19 protein-coding genes are annotated in these 24,046 nt (G+C 73.2%); 14 read left to right on the forward strand and 5 right to left on the reverse strand.

Going from position 1 to position 24,046, the window contains the following annotated elements; translation table 11 throughout:
- Nucleotides 1–194 precede the first annotated feature (194 nt).
- The 8 genes from QWM81_RS13345 (at nt 195) to QWM81_RS13380 (ending at nt 9,952) form a co-directional block, all read left to right on the forward strand.
- Nucleotides 195–1,124 (forward strand): EamA family transporter, encoded by a 930-nt coding sequence (locus tag QWM81_RS13345; protein ID WP_435372363.1) that lies wholly within the window; start codon nt 195–197, stop codon nt 1,122–1,124.
- 102 nt (nt 1,125–1,226) lie between these two features.
- Nucleotides 1,227–2,141, forward strand: coding sequence for a TIGR03084 family metal-binding protein (locus tag QWM81_RS13350; RefSeq protein ID WP_290112059.1), 915 nt, complete (start codon nt 1,227–1,229; stop codon nt 2,139–2,141).
- A complete protein-coding gene (locus tag QWM81_RS13355; RefSeq protein ID WP_290112060.1) occupies nt 2,138–3,808 on the forward strand; it encodes an acyclic terpene utilization AtuA family protein in 1,671 nt (556 codons plus the stop codon). The genes QWM81_RS13350 and QWM81_RS13355 overlap by 4 nt, the downstream gene beginning before the upstream one ends.
- Nucleotides 3,805–5,403 carry an acyl-CoA carboxylase subunit beta gene (locus tag QWM81_RS13360; protein ID WP_290112061.1) on the forward strand — a complete coding sequence of 533 codons (1,599 nt, stop codon included), beginning with the start codon at nt 3,805–3,807 and terminating at the stop codon, nt 5,401–5,403. Before QWM81_RS13355 ends, QWM81_RS13360 begins: the two co-directional genes overlap by 4 nt.
- Before the next feature lie 7 nt (nt 5,404–5,410).
- Nucleotides 5,411–7,471 (forward strand): acetyl/propionyl/methylcrotonyl-CoA carboxylase subunit alpha, encoded by a 2,061-nt coding sequence (locus tag QWM81_RS13365; protein ID WP_290112062.1) that lies wholly within the window; start codon nt 5,411–5,413, stop codon nt 7,469–7,471.
- Nucleotides 7,452–8,609 carry an acyl-CoA dehydrogenase family protein gene (locus QWM81_RS13370; RefSeq protein WP_290112064.1) on the forward strand — a complete coding sequence of 386 codons (1,158 nt, stop codon included), beginning with the start codon at nt 7,452–7,454 and terminating at the stop codon, nt 8,607–8,609. Before QWM81_RS13365 ends, QWM81_RS13370 begins: the two co-directional genes overlap by 20 nt.
- 21 nt (nt 8,610–8,630) lie before the next feature.
- A complete protein-coding gene (locus QWM81_RS13375) occupies nt 8,631–9,365 on the forward strand; it encodes an enoyl-CoA hydratase family protein (RefSeq protein ID WP_290112065.1) in 735 nt (244 codons plus the stop codon).
- Nucleotides 9,353–9,952 carry a TetR/AcrR family transcriptional regulator gene (locus QWM81_RS13380; protein ID WP_290112066.1) on the forward strand — a complete coding sequence of 200 codons (600 nt, stop codon included), beginning with the start codon at nt 9,353–9,355 and terminating at the stop codon, nt 9,950–9,952. Before QWM81_RS13375 ends, QWM81_RS13380 begins: the two co-directional genes overlap by 13 nt.
- A gap of 93 nt (nt 9,953–10,045) precedes the next feature.
- Here the strand turns inward: QWM81_RS13380 and QWM81_RS13385 are convergent, their stop codons facing one another.
- Nucleotides 10,046–11,146: a citrate synthase 2 gene (locus tag QWM81_RS13385; protein ID WP_290112067.1), complete on the reverse strand. Its 1,101-nt coding sequence runs from the start codon at nt 11,144–11,146 to the stop codon at nt 10,046–10,048.
- A 316-nt stretch (nt 11,147–11,462) separates the two neighbouring features.
- Here QWM81_RS13385 and pdxH point away from each other — a divergent pair, with 316 nt between their 5' ends.
- Complete coding sequence (pdxH, locus tag QWM81_RS13390; protein ID WP_353938296.1) at nt 11,463–12,113, forward strand: pyridoxamine 5'-phosphate oxidase; 651 nt, start codon at nt 11,463–11,465, stop codon at nt 12,111–12,113.
- A gap of 383 nt (nt 12,114–12,496) precedes the next feature.
- Nucleotides 12,497–13,894 carry a PAS domain-containing protein gene (locus QWM81_RS13395; protein ID WP_290112069.1) on the forward strand — a complete coding sequence of 466 codons (1,398 nt, stop codon included), beginning with the start codon at nt 12,497–12,499 and terminating at the stop codon, nt 13,892–13,894.
- Between the two features lie 63 nt (nt 13,895–13,957).
- Here the strand turns inward: QWM81_RS13395 and QWM81_RS13400 are convergent, their stop codons facing one another.
- Complete coding sequence (locus QWM81_RS13400; protein ID WP_290112070.1) at nt 13,958–14,713, reverse strand: SIS domain-containing protein; 756 nt, start codon at nt 14,711–14,713, stop codon at nt 13,958–13,960.
- Between the two features lie 151 nt (nt 14,714–14,864).
- On the opposite strand from QWM81_RS13400, the gene QWM81_RS13405 reads away from it, so the two are divergent.
- The 3 genes from QWM81_RS13405 (at nt 14,865) to QWM81_RS13415 (ending at nt 18,932) form a co-directional block, all read left to right on the forward strand.
- Entirely contained in the window at nt 14,865–15,557 is a 693-nt protein-coding gene (locus tag QWM81_RS13405; protein ID WP_290112071.1) for an iron-dependent transcriptional repressor DtxR, read from the forward strand.
- A 286-nt stretch (nt 15,558–15,843) separates the two neighbouring features.
- Nucleotides 15,844–17,604: an NlpC/P60 family protein gene (locus QWM81_RS13410; protein ID WP_290112072.1), complete on the forward strand. Its 1,761-nt coding sequence runs from the start codon at nt 15,844–15,846 to the stop codon at nt 17,602–17,604.
- Nucleotides 17,605–18,062: 458 nt separating this feature from the next.
- Complete coding sequence (locus QWM81_RS13415; protein ID WP_290112074.1) at nt 18,063–18,932, forward strand: alpha/beta fold hydrolase; 870 nt, start codon at nt 18,063–18,065, stop codon at nt 18,930–18,932.
- 70 nt (nt 18,933–19,002) lie between these two features.
- On the opposite strand, the gene QWM81_RS13420 is transcribed toward QWM81_RS13415, so the two are convergent.
- The 3 genes from QWM81_RS13420 to QWM81_RS13430 form a co-directional block, all read right to left on the reverse strand.
- On the reverse strand, nt 19,003–20,601 hold the full coding sequence (locus tag QWM81_RS13420; RefSeq protein WP_290112076.1) for a transporter: 1,599 nt from the start codon (nt 20,599–20,601) through the stop codon (nt 19,003–19,005).
- On the reverse strand, nt 20,598–21,413 hold the full coding sequence (locus QWM81_RS13425) for an ABC transporter ATP-binding protein (protein WP_290112078.1): 816 nt from the start codon (nt 21,411–21,413) through the stop codon (nt 20,598–20,600). The genes QWM81_RS13420 and QWM81_RS13425 overlap by 4 nt, the downstream gene beginning before the upstream one ends.
- A gap of 94 nt (nt 21,414–21,507) precedes the next feature.
- Complete coding sequence (locus tag QWM81_RS13430) at nt 21,508–22,185, reverse strand: bifunctional DNA primase/polymerase (RefSeq protein ID WP_290112079.1); 678 nt, start codon at nt 22,183–22,185, stop codon at nt 21,508–21,510.
- Between the two features lie 340 nt (nt 22,186–22,525).
- Between QWM81_RS13430 and QWM81_RS13435 the strand changes: the two genes are divergently transcribed.
- A complete protein-coding gene (locus QWM81_RS13435; protein WP_290112080.1) occupies nt 22,526–23,908 on the forward strand; it encodes an NsdA family TPR-like regulatory protein in 1,383 nt (460 codons plus the stop codon).
- The last annotated feature ends 138 nt before the right edge of the window (nt 23,909–24,046 follow it).

A 24,046-nucleotide genomic window follows, 5' to 3' on the forward strand; every position in this document is an offset into this window, starting at 1 on the left:
ATCGCGGAGCCGTCGCGAGAGCCGTTCCGGGCGTGCCCGCCGCATCGCCGGCTCCCTGGGCCTCTCCGGTGGCCGGCTCCGTGGGCGGCTCCGTAATTGCTTACGGTGGATGGGGGTCCTGGATCTGGTCCAGTATGTTGGACTGGCTAGTCCATTGCAATGTGCTTGGTGAAGAGAGTCATGAGGATCGCCCGGTGAACGACACGTCCCGTACCGCTGACGCCTCCGCCGTCACGCTGCCCGAGACCGCCGCCGCGCACCCCGAGGGCGCCGTCCGGGGGCGGGGCCGGGCGGTGGGGCCCGTGGCGCTCGTGGTGGCCGGCGGGCTGTCCGTGCAGTTCGGCGCGGCCATCGCCGTACTGCTCATGCCGCGCGCCGGGGCACTCGGTGTCGTCACGCTGCGGCTGATCCTCGCCGCCGCCGTGCTGCTGGTCGTCTGCCGCCCACGGCTGCGCGGGCACACACGCGCCGACTGGGGCACGGTGGTGGCGTTCGGCGCCGTCATGGCCGCGATGAACGTGCTGTTCTACCAGGCCGCCGACCGTATCCCGCTCGGCGCGGCGGTCACGCTGGAGGTGCTCGGGCCGCTCGCCCTGTCGGTGATCGTCTCCCGCAGGCCGATCAGCCTCGTGTGGGCCGGGCTCGCCCTGGCCGGGGTGGTGCTGCTCAGCGGGGGCGGGTTCGACCGGCTCGATCCGGTCGGCGCGGCGTTCGCGCTCTCGGCGGGCGCGATGTGGGCCGCGTACATCGTCTTCAGCGCCCGTACGGGGCGGCGCTTCCCGCAGGCCGACGGGCTGGCGCTGGCGATGGCCGTGGGCGCGGTGCTCACGCTGCCGCTGGGCGTCGCGGAGGCCGGGTCCAAGCTGCTCGTGCCGTCCACGCTCGCGCTGGGCCTCGGTGTCGCGCTGTTGTCGTCCGTCCTGCCGTACACCCTCGAACTGCTCGCCCTGCGCCGCCTGCCCGCCTCGACCTTCGCCGTGCTGATGAGTCTGGAGCCGGCGATCGCGGCGGCGGCCGGCTTCCTGGTCCTGCACCAAGCCCTTTCCGTCACCGACGCGTTGGCGATCGCGCTGGTCATCGCGGCGAGCATGGGCGCGGTGCGCGGCCGAGCGCCAGACTTGTAAAGCAAGCATGCTTGCTTGTTTCTCCGGGTGCTGCCATGCTCCGGGGCACGCACTGCCGTGCCCCGTGCCCCGTGCCCCGTGCCCCGGAGGGAGCGACGCACCGTGTCCCGTGCCCTGTTGGACGATCTGCGTGACGAGAGCGAGGAGCTGGACCGGCTCGTCGCGGACCTGAAACCGGAAGGCTGGGCCACGCCCACCCCCGCGCCCCGCTGGACGGTCGCCCATCAGATCGCGCACCTGGCATGGACGGACGCCGCCGCGCTGCTCGCCGTCACGGACGCGGAGGGCTTCGCGGCGCAGGCCCAGAAGGCGCGCGCCGCGCCCGAGGCCTTCGTCGACGAGGGCGCCGACGCGGGCGCAGCGCAACCGCCCGCCCAGCTCCTCGCCCGCTGGCGCGAGGGCCGCGACCGCCTCCAGGACGCCCTTCGCAAAGCCCCCGCCGATGCCCGTTTCCCCTGGTACGGGCCGCCCATGAGCGCCGCGTCCATGGCGACCGCCCGCCTGATGGAGACCTGGGCGCACGGCCAGGACGTCGCTGACGCCCTCGGCGCCGTACGCCGGCCGACCGCCCGCCTCCGGCACGTCGCCTGGATCGGCGTACGGGCGCGGGATTACGCCTACGCGGTGCGGGGCATCCCGGCGCCCGAGGAGCCCTTCCGTGTGGAGCTGACCGCGCCGGACGGTCCGGACGGTACGGACCGTCCGGAAGGTCCGGAAGGTTCGGACCGTCCGGAAGGTCCGGAAGGTTCGGACCGTCCGGAAGGTCCGGAAGGTCCGGAAGGTACGGGCGGTTCGGGCGGTTCGAACGGTTCGACGACATGGGCGTACGGGCCCGAAGACGCCGCCCAGAAGGTCACCGGCCCCGCCCTGGACTTCTGCCTGCTGGTCACCCAGCGGGCCCACCGCGACGACCTGGCGGTACGGGCCGAGGGCGCCGAGGCCGACCGGTGGCTGGACATCGCCCAGGCCTTCGCGGGCCCGGCCGGAGCGGGCCGGGCGCCGAAGGGGGCCGCGTGAAGCGGCCGCTGCGGATCGGGAACGCGTCCGGCTTCTACGGCGACCGCTTCGACGCCGTACGCGAGATGCTCACCGGTGGCGAACTGGACGTCCTGACCGGGGACTACCTCGCCGAGCTCACCATGCTCATCCTCGGCCGCGACCGGCTCAAGGACCCGGGGCTCGGCTACGCCAAGACGTTCCTGCGGCAGATGGAGGAGGGCCTCGGGCTCGCCCACGAGCGGGGCGTGCGGATCGTCGCCAACGCGGGCGGCCTCAACCCGGCCGGGCTTGCCGAGGCGCTCGGCGCCCTGGCCCGCCGGCTGGGGGTTCCGGCGCGCGTCGGGCATGTGGAGGGCGACCGGCTGCCGGTGCCGGACGGGGCGCTGACGGCCAATGCGTACCTGGGCGGCGGCGGCATCACGGCCTGCCTGCGGGGCGGCGCCGACGTCGTGGTGACCGGACGGGTCACGGACGCGGCGCTGGTGAGCGGGCCGGCGGCGTGGTGGCACGGGTGGGGGCCCGAGGAGTACGACCGGCTCGGGGGCGCGGTGGTCGCCGGGCACGTCCTGGAGTGCGGGACGCAGGCGACGGGCGGCAACTACGCCTTCTTCACCGGCCATGACGTACGCAGGCCCGGCTTCCCGGTCGCCGAGCTGCACGAGGACGGGTCGTGCGTCATCACCAAGCAGGACGGTACGGGCGGGGTCGTGGACATCGGGACGGTCACCGCGCAACTGCTGTACGAGACGGCGGGCGCGCGGTACGCGGGACCCGACGTGACGGCGCGCCTCGACACCGTACGCCTCGACCGGGACGGCCCGGACCGGGTGCGGATCTCCGGCGTACGCGGCGAGGCGCCGCCCCCGACGCTGAAGGCCGGGCTGACCCGGCTCGGCGGCTGGCGCAACGAGGTCGTGTTCGTGCTGACGGGACTCGACATCGAGGCCAAGGCGCGGCTGGTGCGCGAGCAGTTGGCGGGCGCCGTCGCGAAGAGCGCCGACGTGCGGTGGGAGCTGGCCCGCACCGACCGCGCGGACGCCGGCACCGAGGAGACGGCGAGCGCCCTGCTGCGGCTGGTGGTGCGGGACGGCGACCCCGAGGTGGTGGGGCGGGCGGTGAGCGGCGCGGCGGTCGAGCTGGCGCTGGGCAGCTACCCCGGTTTCCATGTCACGGCGCCACCGGGGAAGGGCGAGCCGTACGGGGTCTTGGAGACGGCGTACGTGGAGGCGGATGCGGTGGCGCACACCGCCGTACTGCCGGCGGGGGAGCGGGTGGCGGTGCCTCCTGCCGTACGGACGCGGGCGCTGGAAGCCGTACCGGAGCCGGAACTTCCCGAACGCCTGCCGCCCGGGCCGGTGCGCCGGGCCCCGCTCGGTCTGGTCGCGGGGGCGAGGAGCGGCGACAAGGGCGGCGACGCCAACGTCGGCGTGTGGGCGCGCACGAATGACGCCTGGCGCTGGCTCGCCCATGAGCTGACCGTCGGCCGCGTGCGCGAACTGCTGCCGGAGACACGGGACTTGGAGGTCGTACGCCACGTGCTGCCGAACCTGCGCGCGCTGAACTTCGTGGTGACCGGCCTGCTGGGCGAGGGCGTCGCGTCCCGGGCCCGTTTCGACCCGCAGGCCAAGGCGGTCGGCGAATGGCTCCGCTCCCGCCACCTCGACATCCCGGAGGCCCTGCTGTGACCGTGCTGCGCACCGCCCTGGACACCGCCGACCCCGACTACGCGGCCCACCGCGCCACCATGCTCGCCAGGCTCGCCGAACTCGACGCCGAGCACGCCAAGGCCCTCGCGGGCGGCGGTGAGAAGTACGTCGACCGGCACCGCAAGCGGGGCAAACTCCTGGCCCGCGAACGCGTGGAGTTGCTCCTCGACCCCGACGCGCCGTTCCTGGAACTGTCCCCGCTCGCCGCCTGGGGCAGCGACTACCCGGTCGGTGCCTCGATCGTCACCGGCATCGGCGTGGTGGAGGGCGTCGAGTGCCTGATCACCGCCAACGACCCGACCGTACGCGGCGGAGCCTCCAACCCCTGGACGCTGAAGAAGGTCCTGCGCGCCAACGAGATCGCGTACGCCAACCGGCTGCCCTGTATCTCGCTCGTGGAGTCCGGCGGCGCCGACCTGCCCTCCCAGAAGGAGATCTTCATCCCCGGCGGGGCGCTGTTCCGTGACATCACCCGCCTGTCGGCGGCCGGTATCCCGACCGTCGCGGTCGTCTTCGGCAACTCGACGGCGGGCGGTGCGTATGTGCCCGGCATGTCCGACCACACCGTGATGATCAAGGAGCGGTCGAAGGTCTTCCTCGGCGGCCCGCCGCTGGTGAGGATGGCCACGGGGGAGGAGAGCGACGACGAGTCGCTCGGCGGCGCCGAGATGCACGCGCGCGTGTCCGGCCTCGCCGACCACTACGCGGTGGACGAGCCCGACGCCATCCGCCAGGCCCGCCGGATCGTCGCCCGCCTCCACCACCGCAAGGCGCACCCCGATCCGGGCCCGGCCGAGCCCCCGGCGTACGACCCGGAAGAGCTGCTCGGCATCGTGCCCGGGGATGTGAAGACGCCTTTCGATCCGCGCGAGGTGATCGCCCGGATCGTCGACGCCTCGGACTTCGACGAGTTCAAGCCGCTGTACGGGCCCTCGCTCACGACCGGATGGGCGAGCCTGCACGGCTATCCGGTCGGTGTGCTGGCCAACGCCCGGGGCGTGCTGTTCTCCGCCGAGTCGCAGAAGGCCGCGCAGTTCATCCAGCTGGCCAATCAGCGCGACATACCGCTGCTGTTCCTGCACAACACCACCGGCTACATGGTCGGCAGGCAGTACGAACAGGGAGGCATCATCAAGCACGGCGCGATGATGATCAACGCGGTGGCCAATTCCCGTGTCCCGCATCTGTCCGTGCTGATGGGGGCTTCGTACGGGGCCGGGCACTACGGCATGTGCGGGCGCGCCTACGACCCCCGTTTCCTGTTCGCCTGGCCCAGCGCCAAGTCCGCCGTCATGGGCCCGCAGCAGCTCGCCGGCGTCCTGTCGATCGTCGCCCGCGCGTCGGCGGCGGCGAAGGGACAGCCGTACGACGAGGAGGGCGACGCCGCGCTGCGCGCGATGGTGGAGCGGCAGATCGAGGCCGAGTCCCTGCCGGTGTTCCTCTCGGGGCGGCTGTACGACGACGGGGTCATCGACCCGCGCGACACCCGTACCGTCCTCGGCCTGTGCCTGTCGGCAATCCACACCGCCCCGGTCGAAGGCGCGCGCGGCGGCTTCGGCGTCTTCCGGATGTGAGGCCCTGATGATCACTTCTGTTCTTGTCGCCAACCGCGCGGAGATCGCCTGCCGCGTCTTTGGCACCTGCCGGTCGCTGGGCCTCGACACGGTCGCCGTGTACTCCGACGCTGACGCTTCGGCGCTCCATGTGCGGGAGGCGGACGCGGCGGTACGGCTGCCGGGCGCGGCGCCCCGCGACACCTACCTGCGCGGCGATCTGATCGTGCGGGCCGCGCTGGCGGCGGGCGCGGACGCGGTGCACCCGGGGTACGGGTTCCTGTCCGAGAACGCCGGCTTCGCGCGTTCCGTGATCGACGCGGGGCTGCTCTGGATCGGCCCGCCGCCGGAGGCCATCGAGGCGATGGCGTCCAAGACGCGGGCGAAGGAGCTGATGGCGGCGGCGGGGGTCCCGCTGCTGTCCCCGGTGGACCCTGCTTCGGCCACCGCCGCCGACCTCCCGCTCCTGCTCAAGGCGGCGGCGGGCGGGGGCGGCCGGGGCATGCGGGTCGTGCGGGACCTGGCCGCGCTGCCGGGCGAGCTGGCGGCGGCGTCCGCCGAGGCGCGGTCGGCGTTCGGCGACGGTGAGGTGTTCGCGGAGCCGTACATCGAGCGCGGCCGCCACGTCGAGGTCCAGGTCCTCGCCGACGCGCACGGCACTGTGTGGGCGCTCGGCACCCGCGACTGCTCGCTCCAGCGGCGGCACCAGAAGGTCATCGAGGAGGCCCCGGCGCCGGGCCTGGGCCCGGAGCTGCGCGAGACGCTGCACGCATCGGCGGTGGCGTGCGCGCGGGCGGTGGGATACGTGGGCGCGGGCACGGTGGAGTTCCTGGTCGCCGGCGGCCGGGCGTACTTCCTGGAGATGAACACCCGGCTCCAGGTGGAACACCCGGTCACGGAGGCGGTGTTCGGCCTGGACCTGGTCGCGTGGCAGCTCCGCGTGGCGGAGGGCGCGCCCCTGCCGCCCGAGCCCCCCGAGGCGCGCGGCCACGCCGTGGAGGCCCGCCTCTACGCGGAGGACCCCTCCCGCGGCTGGGCCCCGCAGACGGGCGTGCTGCACGCGCTGGACCTCCCCGCCCGCCCGCCCTTGTCCGGGGGGGACCGGGCCCCCCACGCCCCCTCCCGCCCGGCGCTCCGCGCGGGCGGCACGGGCTTGGGACCGGTGCCCGGCGCGGGCGGCACAGGCTTGGGACCGGCGCCCGGCGCGGGCGGTGACAGCGGCGGCTCGTACGCCGGAGGCGGGTACCTGCGCGTCGACGCCGGATACGCCGCCGGGGACACGGTCGGTGTGCACTACGACGCCATGCTCGCCAAGGTGATCGCCTGGGCGCCCAGCCGGGGGGAGGCGGTGCGGAGGCTGGCGCATGCCCTCGCGCGGGGCACGGTGCACGGGCCCGTGACCAATCGGGAACTGCTCGTGCGGTCGCTGCGGCACCCGGACTTCGTGGCGGGGCGGCTCGACACCGGGTTCTACGAACGCCACCTCCCGGCGCTGACGGAGCCCGCGCCCGGGGAGGGCTGCGCCGCCGTGGCCGCCGCGCTGGCCGCCGCCGCGCGCCGGGCGGGCCGGTTCGGCGGATTCCGGAACGTGCCGTCGCAGCCGCAGGCCGCCCGCTACGGCGACCACGAGGTGCGCTACCGGCCCACCCGCGACGGCGGGTACGCCGTCGAATCCCACCCCCACGCGCGCGTGGTGGACGTTTCGCCCGACCGGGTCCGCCTCGACGTGGACGGGGTGGTGCGCCGTTACGACGTGGCCGAGTACGGCGACGGGACGGTGCACGTGAACGCGTACCGGCTCACCGCCCGGCCGCGATTCACCGATCCCGCCGAGCTCACCGCGCCCGGCTCGCTGCTCGCGCCCATGCCCGGCACCGTCGTCCGGGTCGCCGATGTCGAGCCCGGCGCCCGCGTCGAGGCCGGGCAGCCGCTCGTCTGGCTGGAGGCCATGAAGATGGAGCACCGTATCGCCGCTCCCGCCTCCGGCACGCTCACCGCGCTCCACGCCGCCCCGGGCCACCAGGTCGAGGTCGGTGCCCTGCTCGCCGTCGTACGGGAAGTCCAGGAGGATGAGCATGATCGAGAGTGACGAGCACACCGCCCTGCGCGCCGCCGTCGCCGCCCTCGGGCAGCGCCACGGCCGCGACAACGGCCGTGACCGCGACGACGGCCGCGAGGCCTACGACGCGCTCTGGGCCGAGGCGGGCAAGCTCGGCTACCTCGGGGTCAACCTCCCCGAGGAGTACGGCGGCGGGGGCGGCGGCATGGCCGAGCTGTCCATCGTCCTCGAAGAGCTCGGCGCGGCCGGCTGCCCGCTGCTGATGATGGTCGTCTCGCCCGCGATCTGCGGCACCGTCATCGCCCGCTTCGGCACCGACGAGCAGAAAACGCGCTGGCTGCCGGGCCTGGCCGGCGCCACCCTGACCATGGCGTTCGGCATCACCGAGCCCGACGCGGGCTCCAACTCCCACCGGATCACCACGACCGCCCGCAGGACCACGGACGGCTGGGTGCTCAACGGGCGCAAGGTGTTCATCTCCGGCGTCGACATCGCCGACGCGACGCTCATCGTCGGGCGTACCGAGGACGCCAGGACCGGCCGCCTCAAGCCGTGCCTCTTCGTCGTCCCACGCGACGCGCCCGGCTTCCGGCGCCGCCGGATCGACATGGAACTGCACGCCCACGAGAAGCAGTTCGAGCTGACGCTCGACGACGTACACCTCCCGGCCGACGCGCTCGTCGGCGACGAGGACGCGGGCCTGCTCCAGCTGTTCGCCGGGCTCAACCCCGAGCGGGTCATGACCGCCGCGTTCGCCCTCGGCATGGGCCGGTACGCGCTCGCGCGAGCCGTCTCGTACGCCAAGGAGCGCCAGGTGTGGAAGGCCCCGATCGGCGCCCACCAGGCCATCGCGCACCCCCTCGCCCAGGCGCACATCGAGCTGGAGCTGGCGGGCCTGATGACGCGCAAGGCCGCCCACCTCTGCGACGCGGGGGACGACATCCGCGCGGGCGAGGCCGCCAACATGGCCAAGTACGCTGCCGCCGAGGCGTGCGTGAAGGCCGTCGACCAGTCCGTCCACACCCTCGGCGGCAACGGCCTCACCCGTGAGTTCGGGCTCGCCTCGCTCATCACCGCGTCGCGGGTGGCACGCATCGCTCCGGTGAGCCGGGAAATGATTCTGAACTACGTGTCCCACCAGTCCCTGGGACTGCCCAAGTCCTACTGACGCTTAGCGAGAGGGCGCACGATGAGTCTGCTCAGCACCGCGCACGAGCGTGGCATCACGACCCTGACCCTGGACTGCCCGGACAACCGCAACGCCCTGTCGTCGCGGCTGGTCGGCGAACTGGCCCGGGCGCTGGAGGACTGCGGCAAGGACCCCGGGGTGCGGGCGGTGGTCCTCACGCACACCGGGTCCACGTTCAGCGCGGGCGCGGACGTGAAGGCGCCGCCCAGCCCGTACACCTTCGTGGCGCTGCTGCGCGCGATCGTGGAGCTGCCCAAACCGGTGGTGGCCCGGGTGAGCGGGCACGTACGGGCGGGGGGACTGGGGCTGGTGAGCGCGTGCGACATCGTGGCGGCGGGGGCGGAGGCGGACTTCGCGCTGACGGAGGTACGCATCGGCGTGGCGCCCTGCGTCATCTCGCTGACGCTGCTGCCGCGCCTCGACCCGCGCGCCGCCGCCCGCTACTACCTCACCGGTGAGCGCTTCGACGCCGCCGAAGCGGCCCGGATCGGCCTGGTGACGGTCTTCGGCGACGACGTGGACGGTGCCCTCGCCCCCGTACTGGACGGGCTGCGAAAGGCGTCACCGCAGGGGCTGGCGGAGGCCAAGCGGCTGGTCACGGCTAGGGTGCTGGAGACCTTCGAGCGCGATGCGGAGGATGTCGTACAGCGCTCGGCCTCGCTCTTCGCCTCGGCGGAGGCCCGCGAGGGGATGACGGCCTTCCTCGAACGACGGGACGCTGCATGGGTGTTGTGACCTCGGTTCCGAAGGAACCCAAGGCGCCGAAGCAGGACCGCAGCCGGGCCACCCGGCAGCGGTTGCTCGCCGCGGCCGTGGCCTGCCTCGCCGAACGCGGCTGGGCGGGCTCCACGGTCTCCGTCGTCGCCGAACGGGCCGGCGTCTCGCGCGGCGCGGCGCAGCACCACTTCCCCACCCGGGAGGACCTGTTCACGGCGGCCGTCGAATACGTCGCCGAGGAACGCTCCCAGGCGCTGCGCGCCCTGCCCGTCCAGAACCGCGCAGCGGTGGTCGCGGCCCTGGTCGACCTCTACACCGGCCCGCTGTTCCGGGCGGCCCTGCACCTGTGGGTGGCCGCCTCCGACGAGGAGCAGCTGCGGCCGCGCGTCACGGAGCTGGAGGCCCGCGTCGGCCGCGAGACCCACCGCATCGCGGTCGAACTGCTCGGCGCGGACGAGTCCCGCCCCGGCGTCCGGGAAACCGTCCAGGGTTTGCTGGACATGGCCCGGGGCCTGGGCCTCGCCAACCTCCTCACGGACGACACCGCGCGCCGCGAGCGGGTGGTGTCGCAGTGGGCGGCGCTCGTGGACGAGGCGCTGGGCTGACCCGTATCGGTCCCGCTCATCAGCCTTCGCCCCCCGTACACGAACGGCGCCGCGCCCCTTCGCGGGGCGCGGCGCCGTCGCGGTGTGCGAGTGTCAGCCGGTGATGTCCTCGAACCCGGCGATCTCGCGCGGGCTGCGCGGGCCCGGGCCCACGTAGCGGGCCGAGGGGCGGACCAGGCGGCCGGTGCGCTTCTGCTCCAGGATGTGGGCCGACCAGCCGGCCGTGCGGGCGCAGGTGAACATGGACGTGAACATGTGCGCCGGGACCTCCGCGAAGTCCAGCACGATCGCCGCCCAGAACTCCACGTTCGTCGCCAGCACCCGGTCCGGGCGGCGGGCGTGCAGCTCCTCCAGGGCCGCCTTCTCCAGGGCCTCCGCCACCTCGAAGCGCGGCGCGCCGAGCTCCCGGGCCGTACGGCGCAGGACGCGGGCGCGCGGGTCCTCGGCGCGGTAGACGCGGTGGCCGAAGCCCATCAGGCGCTCGCCCTTGTCGAGGGCCTGCCTGACGTACGCCGCGGCGTCGCCCGTGCGCTCGATCTCCTCGATCATGCCGAGCACCCGGGAGGGCGCCCCGCCGTGCAGCGGGCCGGACATGGCGCCGACGGCGCCGGACAGCGCGGCCGCCACGTCCGCGCCCGTCGAGGCGATGACGCGGGCGGTGAACGTGGAGGCGTTCATGCCGTGCTCGGCGGCGGACGTCCAGTACGCGTCGACGGCCTTGACGTGCTTGGGGTCCGGCTCGCCGCGCCAGCGGATCATGAACCGCTCGACGACCGACTGCGCCTTGTCGATCTCCCGCTGCGGCACCATCGGCAGGCCCTGGCCACGCGCCGACTGGGCGACGTACGACAGCGCCATCACGGCCGCGCGCGCCAGGTTGTCACGGGCGGTCTCCTCGTCGATGTCGAGCAGCGGCTGAAGACCCCACACGGGGGCCAGCATCGCCAGCGCGGACTGGACGTCGACGCGGATGTCCCCGGAGTGCACCGGGATCGGGAACGGCTCGGCCGGCGGCAGGCCGGGGTTGAACGCCCCGTCGACCAGCAGGCCCCACACGTTGCCGAAGGAGACGTGGCCGACCAGCTCCTCGATGTCGACGCCTCGGTACCGGAGCGCGCCGCCCTCCTTGTCCGGTTCGGCGATCTCCGTCTCGAACGCGACGACTCCTTCGAGTCCGGGTACGAAGTCGGACATCAGGCGGCTCCTCGAAATGTGTGCGACAGATGCGTGCGACAGGGGCTGACAGGGTTTACGTGCGACAGGCTCAGGGTGTCTTCCGGTGATGCCCCGTACGGCTGGTGGTCATCCAGCACCGTCGTAGGGAGGCAACAGTGACCCAGCGCATGAGTCTGTCGGGTTCCCCCGATGCGGGGAAGCGTGACATCCGGCACACTGCGCCGAACCGGTCAGGGAGGATTACTGGCACTCCGTGCCGGGCAGACTGGCCCGCTAGGGCAGGATTGCCCTTGTGACAGACGCTCTCGATCCAGCAGCTCTCGATCCCGCCGACATGCGCGAGCAGTACCGCACCGCCGAGTTCCTGGAGGCGGATCTCGCGGCCGGGCCGATGGAGCAGTTCGCGCGCTGGTTCAAGGAGGCGGCGTGCGGCCCCGCCATCCACGAGCCGAACGCCATGATCGTCTCCACGGCCACCCCCGGCGGACGGCCGTCGTCGCGCATGGTGCTGCTGAAGCACTATGACGAACGAGGGTTCGTCTTCTTCACCAACTACGGCTCCCGCAAAGGCGTGGAGCTGGAGTCCAATCCGTACGTCTCACTCCTCTTCCCCTGGCACCCGATGGCCCGGCAGGTCATCGTCAGCGGCACGGCGACCCGGGTCGGCCGGGACGAGACCGCGGCGTACTTCCGCACCCGCCCGCACGGCTCCCAGCTCGGCGCCTGGGCGAGCGAGCAGTCCTCGGTGATCGCCTCGCGGGCGGAGCTGCTGGCGCGGTACGAGGAGCTGGCGGCCCGCTACCCGGAGGGCGAGCAGGTGCCGGTGCCGCCGCACTGGGGCGGGTTCCTGGTCGTACCGGAAACGGTGGAGTTCTGGCAGGGCCACGAGAACCGGCTGCACGACCGGCTCCGGTACGTCCGCGAGGGCGAGGGCGGGGGAGAGGGCGGGGGCAAGCGCTGGCGCGTGGAGCGCCTGGCGCCCTGAACCGATCGCAGGTGGCCTGGCCGTCACAGCAGAAACCCGCGGGCTCCGGCTCTCCTGACGGAGAGGCCGGCCGGATGTGCCGGCGAGCCCGCGGGTCGGTGACTGCTGGGGATTGCGGCAGGAGGCCTGCCGACATTGCACAGAGTGCGACAACAGGCCTCAGCCCGCAGTCACCTCACGCATCCGAAAAGAAACCACTTCCGGATCACCTCCTTTCTTCGTGTGCCCCACACCCTAGGAAGCCGTCCGGTGCCCCACAACCGGTTTTTCGCCCCCGGTCGCCCGGTGATTTTCCGGGAACGGGCTGTGTCGTGGGTCACGTTCCAGTTGAATGACCGGACGTGCACATGCACGTGAGTACACGTCCTGCAGGGGGTGCCGGGATGAGTGCGTCCAGGAGCGAGACCGCCAGTGCGCTGGGGCCTGACGAGCCGGAACGGCAGCGGCCGGGGGCGGACCTGCTCGCCGCGCTGCTCGACGGGATGGACGCGGCGCTGTGCGCGTTCGACGCGGACGGGGTGATCACCCACTGGAACCGCGAGGCCGAGCGGATCCTCGGCTGGACCGCCGAGGAGGCCGTCGGGCGGCGCGGGTTCGCCGAGTGGGCCGTGCGCAGCGCGGACGCCGACGACGTGCACGAGCGGCTGATGGCCGTGATGCACGCGCCGGGGCGGCAGGTGCACGAGTTCGCGCTGGTGCGCAAGGACGGCGGGCGGGTGCTCGTACGGACGCAGTCGGCCGGCGTGCGGGGCGCGGACGGGCGGCCCGCCGGGGTGTACTGCGCCTTCAGCGAGGTGCACGCCCAGATCGACCTGGAACGGTCCATCGCGCTGAGCGAGGCGCTGTTCGAGGACGCCTCCTGGGGCGTCGTCCTGGTGGACGTGGACCTGCGCCCCACCGTCGTGAACGCGTATGCCGCGCGGGCGCTCGGCACCGGCCGTACGGCGCTGCTCGGGCGGCCCCTCGGCGAGCTGGTCGTCCAGGGCGTGGAGGAACTGGAGGGCGCGCTTCAGCACGTCCTGGCGGAGGGCGCGCCACGGGAACTGGCCGAGCTGTGGGTGACGGTGCGCACACCGGACGGGGAGCGGCGGCGGTGCTGGCGCAGCGGGTTCCTGCGGCTGGCGTCGCCGCTCGCGGAGGAGCCCGTGCCGCTGGGGGTGGGCTGGCTGTTCCAGGACGTCACGGACGCCAAGCTGGCGGAGCAGGGGGCGGACCGGCTGCGGTTCCGGTTCAGTCAGCTGCACCGGGCGGGCGGCGCGGCCGCGGAGTGCGAGGACCCGATGGAGGCGGCGGCCACGTACCTGGACTTCGCGCTCGCCGGGTTCGCCGACCACGTGCTCGTCGACCTTCTCCGGGGCGACCGGCTTGTGCGGGCGGCCGCGTCCCCGAGCGGCGCGCCGGGCCCGGTCGCGCGCCTGTCGGGCGGCGGCATCCCGGTGCGGTACGCGGCGGGGCACCCGGCGTTGCAGGCGGTGGACCGGGCCGGTTCGGTACGGGCGAGCGCGGGGGCCGGGGCGGGGGCCGGGGCTGATGCCTCGGGGGCGGGGTCGGCGTCGGCGTCGGCGTCGGCGGAGGAGTGGGCGGCGCGGCGGCAGTGGCCCCGGGACGCGGTGCACGCGCTGTGCGTGGTGCTGCGCGGCCGGGGCCGGACGCTGGGCGTGGTCACCTTCCTGCGCTCGGGGGCCCGCCCGGCCTTCGAACGCCCGGACGCGGTGTACGCGGAGAGCGTGGCGGTACGGGTGGCGGCGGCCGTGGACCTGGCGCAGGCGCTGGGCGCCTGAGGCGGGGCGCCTGACGCCGGGCGCCTGACGCCGGGCGCCTGACACGGGGGCGCCGAGGGCTGGTCAGTGGCGGAAGAAGATCCGGTCCGCGTACTGCTCCATGACCCGGCCGTTCCACTCGTGGCCGCCGTCCACGTTGCCCGAGCGCAGCAGGGGCGGCTCGATGCCGCGGGCGACCAGGTTCTCGGTCGCGGCCGCCATCGTGGCCTGCATCAGGGCGCTGGTGACGACCGTGGACGCCGGCGCGAACGGCGCCTCGACGCCCTCGTGGGTCAGCTCCGCGTCCCCCACGGCGATCTTGGAGTCGAGCACGATGTCGCAGTGGTCCTTCAGGAAGGTGCCCGACACGTGCCGGGACCTGGTCTCCTCCGCGTACGCCACCGAGGTCACCCCGATGACCTTCAACCCGAGCGCGCGGGCGTTCATCGCCATCTCGACCGGCAGGGCGTTGCGGCCGGACAGCGAGACGACGATCAGGACGTCGCCGGCCTTGACGGGGGAGGAGTCGAGGACCGCGCCCGCGAGCCCGTCCACGCGTTCCAGCGCCGAGCCGAGCGTCGCCGGCATGACGTCGACGCCGACGACGCCCGGCACGGCGAGCAGGTTCACCAGCGCGAGCCCGCCGGCCCGGTAGACCACGTCCTGGGCGGCGAGCGACGAATGGCCGGCGCCGAACGCGAACAGGCGGCCGCCCGAGGCGACGGTGTCGGCGATGGCCGCGCCGGCGGCGGCGATGTTCTCCGCCTCTTCGTCCCGGACCCGCCGCAGCAGGGCGATCGCGGCGTCGAAGAACAGACCGGCCAGCTTGCTCTCGCCCATGGCGTTCAGGCCCCTTCTCTCCGTGTCGCGGATCACGTTGCGGTCTGGACCATTGCTCTGTCAATACCGCTCGTCCACAGCGGGCACGGTTGCCCTCGGTATGCGCAAGAATTGAGTCAGGGCCAGCGCACGATTCTTTCGAGGGGCACGTATGTCCGGACTGATCGACACCACGGAGATGTATCTCCGCACCATCCTCGAGCTCGAGGAAGAGGGTGTGGTGCCCATGCGCGCCCGCATCGCCGAGCGACTGGACCAGAGCGGGCCGACCGTCAGCCAGACGGTCGCGCGCATGGAGCGCGACGGCCTGGTGACCGTCGCCGGCGACCGGCACCTGGAGCTCACCGACGAGGGCCGCCGCCTGGCCACCCGCGTGATGCGCAAGCACCGGCTCGCCGAGTGCCTGCTCGTGGACGTGATCGGCCTGGAGTGGGAGCAGGTCCACGCCGAGGCGTGCCGCTGGGAGCACGTGATGAGCGAGGCGGTGGAGCGCCGCGTGCTGGAGCTGCTGCGCCACCCCACCGAGTCGCCGTACGGCAACCCGATCCCGGGCCTGGAGGAGCTCGGCGAGGAGGCCGGGAGCGAGGCGTTCCTGGACGAGGGCATGGTGTCGCTGGCCGACCTGGACGCGGGCACGGAGGGCAAGACGGTGGTGGTGCGCCGTATCGGCGAGCCGATCCAGACGGATGCCCAGCTGATGTACACGCTGCGCCGCGCGGGCGTGCAGCCCGGTTCGGTGGTCAGCGTGACGGAGTCGCCGGGCGGCGTGCTCGTCGGCAGCAGCGGCGAAGCCGCGGAACTGGGCGCCGAAGTCGCCTCCCACGTCTTCGTCGCCAAGCGCTGACGTTCCAGCCACGCACACGGCGCCCGGCCGGGCGCGTTCGACACGGCGTCGCCCGCCCGGACGGCGCCGCCTCGTCGCGCCCGGCCAGGCCCGCCCGGCCGGGCACGCCCTCGCTGCTGTGCGCCGCCCGGCCAGGCGCTGCCCGGCTTGGTGGTGTCGTCAGGCGATTCGCTGACTCAGACGTACAAACCCCGCCATACGGGGATTCAGTGTGCGCGCGGTGCGACAACGGGCTTTGACCAGGGGTGATGTATTTCTTCACCAGACCTGCACGGATCATGACCTCATGTCTCACACTTCACGGCGCCGCCTGCTCGCCATCTTCGCGGCCTCGGCCGCCACCGTCCCGCTGAGCGGTCTGGTCGCCACCCCGGCCCAGGCCGCCGGGCCGGAACCCGTGCCCGTCGAGCCCTTCCCCGGCCCGGCCGGCCTGACCTCGGCCCGTTCCTCGGTGACGCTGCCCCCGCTGAACGCGTCGTACTTCACCCCGGTGACACTCAACACCCCGCTCACCGCCACCGTCCTGTCCGGGACCCCGGCCCGCACGGAGGTCACCTCCGGCGGCAAGCGCATAGCCCTGCTGACCCACGGCGCCCGGACCGTCGTCCTGCCCGGCCCGACGCGTACGTTCACCGAGAACAAGAAGCCGTTCGTGGACGACTTCCAGCGCACGCTGCCGGACACGTCGCTGCCGGTCGCGGACCGCCGGTACTGGGGCTCCTCCCGGGGCGGCGGCAGCTGGTCCACCCTCGGCCCCGCCGACACCGACTTCTCGGTGGTGCCGGGCACCGGCATCATCGCGCTGACCACCGACTTCGCCAGCCGCCACGCCACGTTGCGCGATGACGAGATCACCGACGTCGACGTGCGGTCCGTGGCCCGGTTCGACAAGGTCCCCACCGGTCAGGCCTGCTCGTACGCCCTGTCCTTCGGCTACCAGAACACCCACAACAGCTACCGCGCCCGGCTGTCCTTCCTCACGTCCGGCGCGGTCGAACTGCGTGTCGAGAAGGAGGTCGCCGACGCGGTCACCCAGCTGACCACGGCCGTCACCCTCGCCACGGGCGTCGCGGCGGGCACCGACTGGACGATCCGGGTGCGCCGCGAAGGCACCCGCATCCAGGTCAAGGCCTGGCGCTCCGCCTCCACGGAGCCGTCCGCGTGGGCCGTGGACGTCACCGACTCCACCTTCGGCAAGGGCCGCGTCGGCCTGCGCGCGCTCGCCAACGACGGCTGCACCAACCTCCCGGTCAAGCTGCTCGTCAGCCGTTTCGAGGTGGGCGCCGCCAGCTGGGCGACGCCGCCCAGTGTCACGCACGGGGAGTGGGTGCGCGTGCTCCCGGAGCCGTTCGGCGGCACCTGGACTCCGGAGCTGGAACAGCTCATCCGCGGCTGGGCCGGTTCCACGGTGCCGGACGTCCTCGCGTACGCGGCGATGTTCCTCGCCGGCGCCCCGGCGGTGACCAGTGGTTCCGGACCGGCCAAGGACAAGCAGGTCCTCGGGGAGTCCGGGTACGGCTACCTGGACCCGCAGGGCTACTGCTACGAGGGCGCCGACTTCCACGAGTACATGAACGTCGGCTGGACCTTCCCCGACGGCGCCTACACCGGCCCCTCCAGCAAGCAGGTCGGCAACCTCGACTGCTCCGGTTACACGCGCATGGTCTACGGCTACCACATGGGTGTGCCGATGGCCGCGGGCGAGGACACGTCCAAGACCCGCATCCCGCGCAAGTCGCGGCACATGGTCGACTACGCGCCCGGCGTACGCGTCGACCAGACGGTCGACGGCACGGCCCCGCCCGCCGCGGCCCTGCTCAACCCCGGCGACCTGGTGCTCTTCAACGCCGACTCGGGCGACGACAACCCGACGATCACGGTGGACCACGTCGGCATCTACCTGGGCAAGGACGCGGCAGGCAAGCGCCGCTTCCTCTCCAGCCGCAAGACCGTCAACGGACCCACCATGTCCGACCTGGGCGGCGCCTCGCTCCTGGACGGCACGGGCACCTATGCGAAGAGGCTGCACACGGTCCACCGCATCTGACGCCGCGTGAGGCCCCGGACCGGAAGGGCCGCACACGCAGCCCCAAGCCAGGACGGGCTTTCGGACGGAAGGGCAGCGGCCGGGCGGCCGGCGTGCGACTCTGGGCTCAGGCATATGACCTGACGGCGTGACAGGGGCTTCCCTGCGGGGCTCCGCGCCGGGGAGGGAGCACGCCGTGTACGTCTCAGACGCCCCATGCACACGGAGAGCCCCGGCGCCCATCGGCGCCGGGGCCTCGCCTCCCCTGTGCTGACCCGGAGCCCCGAGCTCTCAGGGTCATCCCCTCGGACCGATTTTCCCCGAGCGGTCCGCCTCCCGTTGAAGATCTCCCCTCGGTCACGGCCGTCAATCCTTGAGCCGGGTCACTCGAACGAGCGGTGTTGCGCGCGAGACGCCCGTTTTCGAATGCGGGTTCGATAGTCTGGCGGGGCACGACACAGAAGGGGGTGTCAGGACACATGGTGCGACGCATCGACCTGACCGGAGCCGATGGCTTACACCTCGCCGCCTGGGAGTTCGCCGACCCGCCCAAGGCACAGGTGTACGGCTCCGCCGACCGGGCGCCCGGTGTGCTCCTCCTCCACGGCCTGATGGGCCGCGCCTCCCACTGGGCCCCGACCGCCCGCTGGCTCGCCGAGCGGCACCGCGCCGTCGCGCTCGACCAGCGGGGGCACGGGCACAGCGCCAAGCCGGCCGAGGGCCCCTTCACGCGCGAGGCGTACGTCGCCGACGCGGCCGCCGCGGTCGAACAGCTGGGCCTCGCCCCCGTCACCCTCATCGGCCACTCCATGGGCGCCCTGACGGCCTGGCAGCTGGCCGCCGAGCGCCCCGACCTGGTGCGTGCCCTGATCATCTGCGACATGCGGGCGTCCGCGCTGGGCGCCGCGTCGCAGCGCGAATGGGAGGACTGGTTCCGCGCCTGGCCCCTGCCCTTCGCCACGCTCGCCGACGTACGGAAGTGGTTCGGCGAGGACGACCCCTGGGTGGAGCGCCCCAACCCCGCGCGCGGCGAGTTCTTCGCCGAGGTCATGGCGGAGTGCCCCGACGGCTGGCGCCCCCTCTTCTCCCGCCGCCAGATGCTCACCTCCCGCGAGACCTGGGTCCACGACGCCCACTGGGACTCGCTGGCCCAGGTCCGCTGCCCCACCCTCGTGGTCCGCGGCCTCGACGGCGAACTGGGCCGCGCGGAGGCACAGGAAATGGTCCGCGTCCTCCCGCACGGCCACTACGCCGAAGTCCCCGACGCCGGCCACCTCGTCCACTACGACCAGCCGGACGGCTGGCGCGCCGCCATAGCACCCTTCCTGGACGGCGTGCTGACGCCCTGACAGGCGTCCTGACAGGTGCCCTGACAGCGCACTGAGAGTGTCCTGACAGGCCGCCGCCCGCGCAGCAGCGTCAGCCCTTGCTGACCGCCGCCACGATCTCCGGCAGCCGCTTCGCCGTGCGCGGCGCGGCCAGCCGCAGGCCCGCCCAGGCCACCAGCGTGCCCCACGCCGCGCCCAGGGCGAGCAGCAGCAGCCGGCCCGACAGCCCGGCACCCGACGCGTGCAGCCAGACCATCAGGGCGATCAGCGGCGCGCACAGCACCGCCGCCGTGACCATGCCGCCCAGGATGGACATCCACGCCAGCCCCGCCTGCCCCGGCGCCACGTTCTTGAACGCGCCCTCCTGCGGGATCGAGTACGGGAAGCGGGCCGACGCCACCGCCCCCGTACCGAGCATCGCGCCCAGCACCCCGAACGACAGCCCCAGCGCGTCCGGCAGCGTCCGCCAGTCACCCAGCACCGCCGCCGTCAGGACGGTGACCAGCACCACGTACGGCAAGGTGACCAGCAGCAGCGCCAGCGCACGCGCCCGCAGCTCCTCATAGGCGTCCCGCGCCGAGGAGATGGTCATCGCGACCATCCAGAAGGCGGAGGTGTCCTGGCCGAACTGGTTGTACATCTGGACGCCGAGCATCCCCGCCGCGAAGCAGGCGAAGTAGATCGAACCCGTGCCCTGCAAGGCGTTGAACAGCGGCACGATCAGGCCGAGCGCCAGCGAGGTCACCCACGCCGCCTTCGTCTTGGGGTCACGCGCCACATAGCGCAGACTCCGCGTCATCACCGTGCCCGTACGCCCCTCGGGCCACAGCCGCCCGGGCCCCGGCGACGCCGATGACGCTGCCGACTCCCGCCGGGACGGGCGCGAGGCCGCCGCAAGCGTCGAGCCGTCCGGGGCCGTCATCAGCCTCACCAGGCTGCGCCGCCACGCATACAGCAGCAGGCCCAGGGCCGCCGCCGACAGCAGCAGCCCCGCCGCCGCCTCCCCGTACGCGCCCTCGCCCGCCGCCTCCACCGCGCCGAGCGCCGACGCCGGCGGAATCCACCGCACCACGTCCCCCGCCGGGTCCAGCGCCGACAGCCCGCCGGCCCGGCCGAGCCGCTGCGCACCGAAGTTGACGAACTGAATCCCCACCGCGATCACCAGACCGCTCAGCACGGCCAGGTCCCGTCCCTTGCGGGAGGTCAGCAACCGTACGTTGCCCGCCGCGACCGCGCGCGCCAGCGCCACGCACACCAGCACCACCAGCGGTACGGCGACCACCGCCGCCACCACCGCGGCGGCCCCGTGCGCCAGCGCGACCGCGGACCCGACCGCCAGACACAGCGTGAACAGCGGCCCGATGCCCACCAGCGACGACACCAGCAGCGCCCGCACCAGCGGCCCCGGCCGCAGCGGCAGCATCACCAGCCGCGTCGGATCGAGCGTCTCGTCCCCGCTCGGGAAGAACAGCGGGAACACCGCCCACCCCAGCGCCAGGACACCCGTCAGCAGCACCACGACCGTGCCCGCGTGCTCACTGCCCCGCAGCAGCACGAGGCCCAGCAACTGCCCCGCCGCGAACAGCAGCGTCAGCACGGCGGATGTGACATACGCGGCCCGGCGCCCCGCCGACTGCCGCAGCCCGCCCCGCAGCAGCGACAGCTTGAGCCGTACGAAGACGGAGATCACCGGGCACCGCCCAGCCAGTCCAGCGACTCGCCCGCGTCCCGCCCGTGCGCGCCCACCAGTTCCAGGAACGCGCTCTGCAACGACGGCGCCTCACCCCGTACCTCGGCCAGCGGACCCTGCGCCCGGATCCGGCCGGCCACCATCACCGCGACCCAGTCGCACAACGACTCCACCAGCTCCATCACATGGCTGGAGAAGACGACCGTGGCGCCGGAGGCGGTGTACCGCTCCAGCACCCCCCGGATCGTCTGCGCCGACACCGGGTCCACGCCCTCGAACGGCTCGTCCAGGAAGAGCACGTCCGGGTTGTGCAGCAGCGCCGCCGCCAGGCCGATCTTCTTGCGCATACCGGTCGAGTAGTCCACGACCAGTTTGTGCTGCGCCCCCGCCAGGTCCAGTACGTCCAGCAACTGAGTGGCCCGCTTGTCCACTTCCGCCCCGGGCAGCCCCCGCAGCCGCCCGGTGTACGCCAGGAGCTCACGCCCCGACAGCCGCTCGAACAGCCGCAGCCCTTCCGGCAGTACGCCGATCCGCGCCTTCACCTCGACCGGGTCACGCCACACGTCGTGCCCGGCCACCTCGACCCGCCCCTGGTCGGGCCGCAACAGCCCCGTCACCATCGACAGGGTCGTCGTCTTGCCCGCCCCGTTCGGGCCCACCAGCCCGATGAACCGTCCCGCCGGGAGCGTGAGATCGATCCCGGCGACGGCGATCTGCTCACCGAACCGCTTCCACAACCCCTCGACACGAACGGCGGGCGGCGCCTCCCCGAGCGCTCCACCCGCCACGTCATCCTTTATCTGGTCCGGCATTGGTCACTGCCTTCCGTCGTCCCCGTCGGTACGGGAACCACCCTACGTACGAGCCGGAGCGCACGCAGGGCTGTACTCCAGCAATGCTCGCAGGTCAGCCTTGCCGGGAACGGGCCACCGAGGCTTCCGTGGCGCAGGCGTACGCCAGCGGGCTGATCAGCTCCTCGGCGTCCGGCAGCCAGCGGTTCGCCGGCGTGGGGCGGCGCGCCCACTGCACCGCGCCGTGCCCGCCCACCCGCGTCGGCGGCGCCGCCACGTACTGACCCTCGCCCCGCCCGACCAGGTCGATGCCGCTCGGCGACCACCCGAGCTTGCGCACCAGGTCCGGCACCTTGGCGGCCGCGCCCGGCAGGACGAAGAACATCATCCTGCGGTCCGGTGTGCAGGTGACCGGCCCCAGCGTCAGGTTCATGCGCTCCATGCGGGCCAGTGCCAGGAAGCCCGCCGATTCCGGGACGTCCAGCGCGTCGAAGGTACGGCCCGTCGGCAGCAGGATCGACGCTCGTGGCTGCTTGCCCCACATCCGGCGCGCCGCCACCGCGCTGCCGGTCGCCTGTGTCGCCCAGTCCGGCCGGGCCGGGTGCGCGCCGGGGGCGGGACAGGCGGTGTCGCCGCACGAGCAGCGCTCCATGCCCTCGACCGCCTCCAGCCAGGTGCCGGGGAACACGTCCCAGTGCCGCTCTTCCGCATACCGCACGGCGCTGTCCAGCAGCTGCTCCCCTCGCTGCTTGGGGACCTGTGCGGCTTCCGTGACTCCGATGGTCTCTTCCACGAAAGGACTCAACTCCCCACCACACCCGGGGTTACGGGGCGCGGGAAGGGAGGCCGAGGAGCATCGATTCGGCATCCGGGGCGCATGGGTGCACGGACGGGGGCGCGCACGGGGACCGGGAGCGGTGAGCGGGTAGCCACAGGGGGAGGTAAGAATGCGGCACTCTCCCGCTATTGCACGACGTATCGGGGTCTTACTCGGCTCTTCCCGCTCCACCGGTTCGTCCAGTCTCTTCCACAGACTTGCGTTTCGTCGGGATTCCCACGTCGACTTCTGCATTCTCCGCATATCAGCCGGGCAGTGATCAGCGGACTGATCACCGCGGCAACAGGGGGTAGTCATGGCAGCGAGGCCGCTCGTCGCCCGTCAGCCGAACGAACGGCTGCAGGCTCTCATCCAGGAAGCAGGATGCTCCAACGCCGGGCTCGCCCGCCGCGTCAACATGGTCGGAGCCGAGCGCGGACTGGATCTGCGGTACGACAAGACATCGGTGGCCCGCTGGCTGCGCGGCCAGCAGCCGCGCGGGCGGGCACCGGGGATCATCGCCGAGGCGCTCGGCCGCAAACTCGGGCGTACGGTCACGATCGACGAGATCGGCATGGCCAACGGCAAGAACCTGGCGTCGGGCGTGGGCCTGCAGTTCTCGCCGACCGTGCTCGGCGCCATCGAGCAGGTCTGCGAGCTGTGGCGCAGTGACGTGGGCCGCCGGGACTTCCTGACCGGTTCCACGGTGGCCGCGTCCGCGCTGGTCGAGCCGAGCCGGGACTGGCTGATCACGGCCGCCGACGCCCAGGTGGCGCGGCAGGCCGGGGCCCGGGTCGGGATGGCGGACGTCGAGGCGGTACGGGCGATGACGGCCGCGCTCGTCGAACTGGACCACCGGTTCGGCAGCGGGCATGTGCGGCCCGTGGTGGTGCACTACCTCAACAGCGTGGTGTCGGGGCTGCTGTCCGGGTCCTACCGGGATGCCGTGGGGCGCCAACTGTTCGCGTCCGTCGCCCGGCTGACGGAGCTGGCCGGGTACATGGCGGTGGACACGGGGCAGCCGGGGCTGGCGCAGCGGTACTACATCCAGGCGCTCCGGCTCGCGCAGGCGGCCGGGGACCGCGGGTACGGCGGGTACGTACTGGCCGCGTCCATGAGCCACTTGGCGGCCCAGCTCGGAAACCCGCGCGAGATCGCCCAGTTGGCGCGGGCGGCGCAGGAGGGCGCACGGGGGCACGTCCCGCCGCGGGCGGAGGCGATGTTCCTGGCGGCCGAGGCGCGCGGGCACGCCCTGCTCGGTGACGAGCGCGTGTGCCAGGAGGTGGTGGCCCGGGCGGTGGCCGCGATGGACCGCGCCGACCCCGAGTCGGGCGACGACCCCGCGTGGATCGCGCACTTCGACCACGCGTACCTCGCCGACGAACTGGCCCACTGCTACCGGGACCTGGGGCGGCCCGAGGAGGCGGCGCGGGCGGCCGGCGAGTCGCTGGACGGCCACCCCGAGTCGCGGGCGCGGCGGCGGGCGATCGGCCTGGTCCTGCTGGCCACGGCCCAGGTGCAGCAGCGCGAGGTGGAGGCGGCCTGCCACACGGGCACGCGCGCGGCGGAACTGCTCGGCACGCTGCGCTCCTCGCGCGGCGCCGAGTACCTGGACGACCTCCAGCAGCGCCTGGAGCCGTACGCGGACGAGCCCGCGGTCCGGGAGTTCGGCGCCCGGCTGGAGCTCCAGGCCGCGTAGGGGAGTTCCTCTTCCCGCTTCGGCGGCGGGCGGGGTCTTAACAGCGTCTTCACGGAGGTTCTTGTTACTGCCGCCACACACGTGTGCGCGGGCCGGGAGTCACCCGGTAGCGTGAGCCGACGCTTCCGTAGGTTTACA

It is taken from the genome of Streptomyces ficellus, from assembly GCF_030406405.1.
In the GTDB taxonomy this organism is placed as follows: domain Bacteria; phylum Actinomycetota; class Actinomycetes; order Streptomycetales; family Streptomycetaceae; genus Streptomyces; species Streptomyces ficellus_B.